Source organism: Rhodococcus sp. G-MC3, assembly GCF_030063335.1.
In the GTDB taxonomy this organism is placed as follows: Bacteria; Actinomycetota; Actinomycetes; order Mycobacteriales; family Mycobacteriaceae; genus Rhodococcoides.
Map to the genome: position 1 here is coordinate 113340 of NZ_JASISW010000018.1, position 6885 is coordinate 120224.

The 6885-nt window shown below is 62.3% G+C and carries 6 protein-coding genes; 4 read left to right on the forward strand and 2 right to left on the reverse strand.

Going from position 1 to position 6885, the window contains the following annotated elements; all coding sequences use genetic code 11:
* The first annotated feature begins 166 nt into the window (after nucleotides 1-166).
* From ssd to QMK17_RS19195, 3 genes are read left to right on the forward strand one after another with little or no spacing between them, the layout of a single operon-like run.
* A complete protein-coding gene (gene ssd, locus QMK17_RS19185) occupies nucleotides 167-1297 on the forward strand; it encodes a septum site-determining protein Ssd (RefSeq protein ID WP_283510882.1) in 1131 nt (376 codons plus the stop codon).
* A complete protein-coding gene (locus QMK17_RS19190) occupies nucleotides 1294-2298 on the forward strand; it encodes a TadA family conjugal transfer-associated ATPase (protein ID WP_283510883.1) in 1005 nt (334 codons plus the stop codon). Before ssd ends, QMK17_RS19190 begins: the two co-directional genes overlap by 4 nt.
* Nucleotides 2187-3707, forward strand: a complete 1521-nt coding sequence (locus QMK17_RS19195) for a recombinase family protein (RefSeq protein ID WP_283510884.1) — start codon at nucleotides 2187-2189, stop codon at nucleotides 3705-3707. The genes QMK17_RS19190 and QMK17_RS19195 overlap by 112 nt, the downstream gene beginning before the upstream one ends.
* On the opposite strand, the gene QMK17_RS19200 is transcribed toward QMK17_RS19195, so the two are convergent.
* On the reverse strand, nucleotides 3691-3924 hold the full coding sequence (locus QMK17_RS19200) for a helix-turn-helix domain-containing protein (protein WP_283510885.1): 234 nt from the start codon (nucleotides 3922-3924) through the stop codon (nucleotides 3691-3693). The two genes, QMK17_RS19195 and QMK17_RS19200, sit on opposite strands and share 17 nt — an antisense overlap.
* A gap of 44 nt (nucleotides 3925-3968) precedes the next feature.
* Here QMK17_RS19200 and QMK17_RS19205 point away from each other — a divergent pair, with 44 nt between their 5' ends.
* Nucleotides 3969-4574, forward strand: coding sequence for a DUF732 domain-containing protein (locus tag QMK17_RS19205; protein ID WP_283510886.1), 606 nt, complete (start codon nucleotides 3969-3971; stop codon nucleotides 4572-4574).
* 665 nt (nucleotides 4575-5239) lie between these two features.
* Here QMK17_RS19205 and QMK17_RS19210 read toward each other — a convergent pair.
* Nucleotides 5240-6700: a DNA primase family protein gene (locus QMK17_RS19210; protein WP_283510887.1), complete on the reverse strand. Its 1461-nt coding sequence runs from the start codon at nucleotides 6698-6700 to the stop codon at nucleotides 5240-5242.
* Nucleotides 6701-6885: the final 185 nt, after the last annotated feature.

Consider the following 6885-nt stretch of genomic DNA (forward strand, 5'->3'; position numbering starts at 1 on the left):
GGCTGAACCAGACGACCCTCGCCTCCTCCCCCCCTGGCGAGGGTCGTCCTCTTTCTGAAGCAAAATTCTGGTACTGCAGTCCAGGAATTCATCCACACCCCCTCGATTCATCCACATTTTCGTGAACGGTCTTTCGGCGTAGCGGGATTGAGCGCAGGCTCTCGCCATGGAATTCGACGGATTCGAGCGGTACGCGCCGCAGCCATGTCTACTGGTCGCGACCGATGCACGTGTGCGTGCCGATGCACTCAGGGTTGCTGCGGCTGCGGATTGCGTTGTCCTGGAACGCGACCTACCGGTCGGTAAGTTAGTTGACGACGTCTCTAGGTTCCGGCTGGAGTGGGAGCGCGCGGGGGTCGTATTGCTGGACGTCGATACTGCGGTAGAGATTCTCGCTCTCCGGCCGACCAGACGGCTTGGCGTCGTGATTCTCACGCGAGACGAGGCGACTGTGGATCATTGGCGAGCCGCCACTGCCGTCGGAGCCGCGGACGTGCTGCGCCTTCCCTCTGATGAGGAGGTCCTGATCCGTATCCTCGCGAGCGGCGCGAACGACGACCGCGGCGATGGCGGCGTCATCGCAATCGTCGGGGCGCGCGGCGGCGCAGGCGCGTCGACGCTAGCCACGGCTACAGCCCTCACGGCATCCTCCAATGCTCGAACACTTCTGATCGACGGCGATGCGTACGGCGGTGGGTTGGACCTACTGCTCGGATGGGAAGAAGAACCGGGGCTGCGGTGGCCGGGGATCGTCGTCGAAGCAGGCAGGATTTCGGGCGACGCACTGCACGGAGCGCTGCCCTCGCGCGGAATGCTCTCGGTGTTGTCGGCGGGCAGGGTGCGCGACCAGATGTCCGCCGGTGGCCTCGACGTCACTGCGGTGGCTGCCGTCGTCGACGCCGGCCGCCGTTCGGGCGACCTCGTGATCTGCGACGTGCCGCGGCTTCCGGGCGCTTTGTCCGACGCCTTTCACGACGCGGCCGACCTCGTGATTCTTCTCGCCCAGGCAGATCTCGGCTCGGTCGCGGCCGCCGAGAACATCGCCGGCTACCTGACCTCACGCAACTCGAATGTGGGACTCGTCGTCCGGGGGCCTGCGCCTGGTGGGCTTCGCAGTTCCGAGATCGCCGACGCGGTGCAGCTGCCGTTGTTGGCCACCATGAGACCTGAGCCGGGGTTGGCCAGACAGGTGGAACGCGGAGGGCTACGGCTCGGACGGCGTTCCCCGATCGGTTCGGTCGCACACGCGATCCTCTCCACGTTCGCCCGCAAACCACAGACGAGTCGTGCAGCGTGAGTGCGGTCGTCACGGGCGCACTCCTGGACCGGGTGCGCGACCGGCTGGCGCAATCGGCGGAAGAACCAACGCCGACGATGGTCGCAGCCGCTATTCGTATCGAGGCGGGCGGCGTGCTCAGCGACACCGACCTACTCGCTGCCCTGCGTGAGCTCGAGACCGAGCTGACAGGCGCGGGGCCGCTGGAGCCGCTGCTGGGCGACCCATCCGTCGCCGACGTACTCGTCACCGCGCCGGACGAGGTGTGGGTCGACCGCGGCGCCGGGCTGGAGCGGACGTCGATCAGATTCGTCGACGAGGCTTCGGTGCGACGGCTGTGCCAACGGTTGGCACTCTCGGCCGGCCGAAGACTGGACGACGCGCAGCCCTGGGTGGACGGTCAGCTTCCCGGAGTCGGCGACGGCACGTTCGGGGTCAGGTTGCACGCGGTGCTGGCCCCTGTGGCGCGTGGAGGAACGTGTCTGTCCCTGCGGGTGCTGCGTCCGACGACGCAGGGGCTCGACGCCTTGGCTGTGCGCGGGGCCATCGAACCCGTAGCGCTCGATTTGTTGCGAAGAATCGTCGCCGCACGGCTCGCTTTCCTCGTCGTAGGCGGTACGGGCGCAGGTAAAACCACGCTGCTCGCTGCACTGCTGGGGGAAGTGGATCGCAGGGAGCGCATCATCTGTGTGGAAGACGCGGCGGAGCTCGCTCCTGCGCATCCACACGTCGTTCGGATGGTCGCACGTGCTCCCAACATCGAGGGCGTCGGCGAAGTGACTGTGCGCCAGCTGGTTCGCCAGGCGCTACGTATGAGACCGGACCGGTTGGTGGTGGGGGAGGTACGCGGTGCGGAGGTGGTGGACCTTGTCAACAACCGCAAACCAAACAGCGGCTACGATTGTGGTACATGGAACCAAAACGTGCAGCGATCTACACGCGGATCAGCCGCGACAGTGAAGGTAAAGAGCTCGGCATCAAGCGCCAGCTCGAGGATAGTCGTGCGCTCGCTGAGCGCCTAGGTTTCGACGTGGCGAATGTCTACTCGGACAACGACGTCGGCGCGTCGACCCGTAGTCGTCCGAAGCCACGTCCGCAGTACGAGGAGATGTTGCGTGCTGCTCGCGCAGGGGAGTTCGACGCAATCATCGCGTACACGACGTCGCGGTTGACCCGTCGGATGGCGCAGACGGTCGAGCTGGTCGCGCTTGCTCGCGATCACGGCATCCAGTTTCACTACGTTATGTCGCCGAGCTTCGATCTGAACACAGCAGCCGGGCGGCAAGTCGCGCAGATCCTGGCGACGAACGACGAGATGGAATCGGACGTCATCTCCGAGCGAGTCTCGCGTGCAGCGTTGCAGCGCGCGCAGGCGGGCCAGTTCCACGGGAACATCGGCCCGTTCGGATTCGAGCCAGTCAAGGATCCCGCTACTGGCAAGGTTGTCGACCTCCAGAGGCACGCTGTGCACGCAGACTGGCTCGTTGAAGCGACAGATCGTCTGCTCGCAGGCGAGACGTTGTACGGCATCTGTACCTCGTGGAACGCGCTCGGTCGACGTACCCGTGGTCGGTCGAACAACAAAGACGGCGCGCATTGGAGTCCGAAGACGCTGCGCGGTGTGCTGACCAATCCCGCGTTGATCGGCAAGCGCTCGCATCAAGGTGTGCTGCATGACGCTGTGTGGGAACCAATCGTCAACCTGCAGGACTGGGAACGTGTCGTTGCGCTGCTGTCTGATCCCGCTCGCAAGGAACGTGGCAAGAACTTCGGGACAGCTCGTAAGTATCCGCTGTCGGGCGTATTGACGTGCGCGCTCTGCGGTTCGACGCTGACCAGCATGACTGCGTCTCGGCTGCGCGGCCACTCGTTTGTCTGCGCGAAGATCCCGTACAACGGTTGCGGCAAGGTTCGTATCTCGCACCAGCCGTTGGAGGACTACCTACGCGAGCAGGTATTCGCTCGTCTGGACACGCCGCGGTTGGATCCTCCCGTGGACAACAGTGCGCAGGTCGCAGAGAACGAGCTGCACGCAGAGTTGGACAAGCTCGGTCGGCAGTTGGCGCGCGTCAAGGAAGGCTATGTCGAGGGCATCCTGTCGGCTCGTGACGTCAAGGTCGAGCAATCGCGTATCGAGAAGGCGAGCGCAGCCGCCGAGGAGAAGCTGACAGAGCTTGCAGCGCAGCACGTCAGCGCGAATATCCCGCGTGGCGAACGACTGCGCGAGCTGTGGCAGACCAAGGACGCAGTGTGGAAGCGCCAAGTGCTCAGCTCGGTGATCGAGACCGTCACAGTCACGACCTATCCGAAGGGCGTCACGACGAACCTGACGCGGCGCAAGACTGAGGCAGCGGACGAGTTCGACGGCCGCAAACGCGCGCATCAGCTCGCGGTTCTGGAGGCGCGCGTCAAGGTCAAATGGCGTGCGTGACGAACAGTTCTGTCACTGGCACGTCCAGCGCGTCGGCGATCTGGTGAATGTTGTCGAGCGCAATGTTTCGCTCGCCGCGTTCGACGCTGCTGACGTAGGTCCGGTGTAGACCTGACAGCTCGGCCAGCTTCTCTTGTGAAAGTCCCCGGTCAGAGCGCAGCGCTCGAACCCGGTCGCCAAAGGCGATCCGGTGCGGCTTCTGCGAGATCCGAGGCATCGCTATAGACATTCGCCTCGATGACGACTATAGGTCTACAGACTATGAGTAACATTCGACAGTTCCTGCCCATTGCCCTTGCTTCTCTGGCACTTACTGCGGCGTGCGGCGGATCGTCCGGTGGTGTCACAGACGCCGAAGCCGAACAGTTCGCCACTGAGATGAACCGGGCAAACATCGTGGGACACGACAACGAGGCAATCGTGAAAGCGGTGTGCGATGACCCAACACGCGGTTCCAAGAACGGCAGTAACGTCGGAAACGTTGTCGCCGCGTACCTCGGCGTGGACATCAACACCGGCGGCGCAGAGGTCGACAACGTAGTTGCTTTGGCAATCCAAACGGCGTGCCCCGAGTACGCCTCCGACTACGACGTCACGCTGCCCAAGACGGTGGCGAGCATGGTGGCCGTGCCAATCGAGGCGATAGACGATTTCGTGGCGCAGATGCGCGAACGTGGATTCACGCAGCCGGACCAGGAGATCAGTTTCGTGGTGACCAACACGTGCCGTCTGGCGGGCACCGGTCAGAACTACGGCGAACTCTCCAGCGGCGTCGCGCAGTTGCTCAATCTGCCGTCAGGTGGCGGCGACGTTGATGATGTTATGTCGCTGATCTTCGATCTAGGCTGCCCGGAGGCACGTCCATAGAGCTAGCGCCTGACCCGTCGACCAGTCCATAGGTTCGGAACCAAACACAGGCAGTTAGCTACTCTCGATCACGTTGCGCGGCAGCAGGATTAGGAGTGCCTACCGTTAGTGGTCTGTCGCGCAACAGGATCAGGACTGATCGGCAGAGGCGAAATCTGGCAGTGCCCGTTGCTGGTTGTCGCGCGGGACGAGATCGACTGCGACAGCGGGACTCAGAGCCTGCGCGACGCAAGCTCACGTCGGTACGCAGCAGGATCAGTCAGATACAACGGTCCTCGACCTCGGTGAAGCAGTCTTGTCGCGGCAGCAGAGTTGATGTACTGATGGCAGTGGCGCGGTTCGCCACATGCCCAGAAGTCGCGCTCGACATGGTGGGCCTTCTCTTTCGGCCACTCGCGTCGGCAGAGGAAGCAGGTAATCATGGTTGTCTCTCTTCGTGTTTGGCCTACCTGGCCGGCTAGGAGGGTGTTCGGTCTGCGCGTGCTGGCTTGAGACGGAGCGCTCCTGGCGAAACGTCGTCGGAATCCGCAATACCGTTCGCTAGGTAGATACGTTGTTCCATTTTCATAGGTGCAACGAATTCGCTGTAATTTCGAGACTTTCCTCTATAGGGTCCCTTACGTAGGGAGTTGGTAGATTACAGCGAATTCGATGCACCGGCTATGTCACCCCCACTGGGTGCCACGACCCGTGAGCTGATATCCAACGATCTTCTTCGACCGATCGCCGTTGATCATCCGCGAGGACTCCTCCAAACCTTGACGCTCAGCCACAGCGTGGAGCACCTTCCGAGGAGAGATTCGATTCTTCTCTCCGATGCTTTGCTCGCTGCACCAGAGCGAGTAGCGCGAACTGATCGACGCCACGTTCACGTAGTCGTCAGCTCCTCCGATCTCAAGGTTCTCTTCGATGAACAGACCCAGCGAATCTTCCTCTGTCCGATAGGAGTCCGTGGCAGCACGTACCGCCGAAGGAACGACAAGGTCGCTATCTCGGTGCCACTTCTGGAATCCTTCGACGGCCCACGCGAGGACACCAGGGCCTTCCTTCTCAACGATCCGCTGGGCCTTGTCCTTATCCTGCCTCCCCGGTTCGACACGTTGCTCCCACGGCACCAACAGCACGCGACGCCACATGCCGTACGACGAGTCCGAGATGGTCGGACGGTCGTTCATCGCGAAGAAGATCGTGTGGGACGGCACGAACGAAAAGTTGTCCTTGTAGAGCTTCCGCGCGGTAATCGTGTCGCCACCCGTGAGCTGCTTCACGGTTCGCTCATCGAGCGTCTTTCCCGCCTTGGTCTCCGATGCGACGACGAACCGCTTGCCGAACAGATCAGCCTGGCCGGTGGTACTACCTCCGTCCTTCGGAGTCAAGAGGTCGGCCTCAGCGTGTAACGCGTAGTCCCCAAGGATGCGCTCCCAGACGTTCAAGAACGTGGTCTTGCCGTTCGCACCGCCACCATGCAGAAGGAACAGCACGTTCTCTTGAGTCTCACCGAAAAGGGCATAACCGACTGACCGTTGCAGAAACTCGACCATCGCGGGATCTCCACCCATGGCCCAGCTGACGAACCCCCTCCATTCGGGTGCGTCGACTGAGTCGCTGTATCCGACGTTCGTCATCTTGGAGAGGTACGCATCACGCACGTGCGGCGTCTCAACGCCCGTCCGCAGATCGAGGATGCCCGTCGGCGTATTCAGAACGTACGGGTTCGCGTCGAAGCTCCGAGTCTGGACGCCGATTCGCGAGTCTGCGAGCGCCAGTTCAGGTATGGCCTTGATGCGGTTCTTGCTCAGTGATGACGCGGCGTATCGAACGGCGGCGAGCTTCTGTTGATCGTCCTCGATATCCATAGCGAGGTCCATCAGTGTTCGTGCTGTTGAGCGCGCCCGATTGAGGACCAGCGTGTCCCCACTTGCGTGCCAACGCTGACCGTCCCAGGCGTACCACTGTTTCGCGTCGGTCGCGTATCGCACATCCTGGCCGTGCAGCTCCACGAACAACAATGCATTGCCGTCGTCGGTTCGACGTTGCAGCTCGTGGGTCTCGACGTAGGTCAGTGCCGACCGGACCTTCTCGTAGACCAAGCCAGCCGGAAACGGAGGAGAACAGTTCGCCGCCATCTCGCGAGCACGAGCAGTGGTCTCGCCGACCCCACGGTCCTCCTGGTAGCCGAACTCCCTTAACCTGAATACACCGATGAAGTGACAACTGAGCGCGAGTTGTGAATACGAAATGCCCTGTCGTGGTGAAAGAATCAATCTTGTCTAGGGAAAGATTCGGCCACTACGAAGGGCATCTCGCAGAT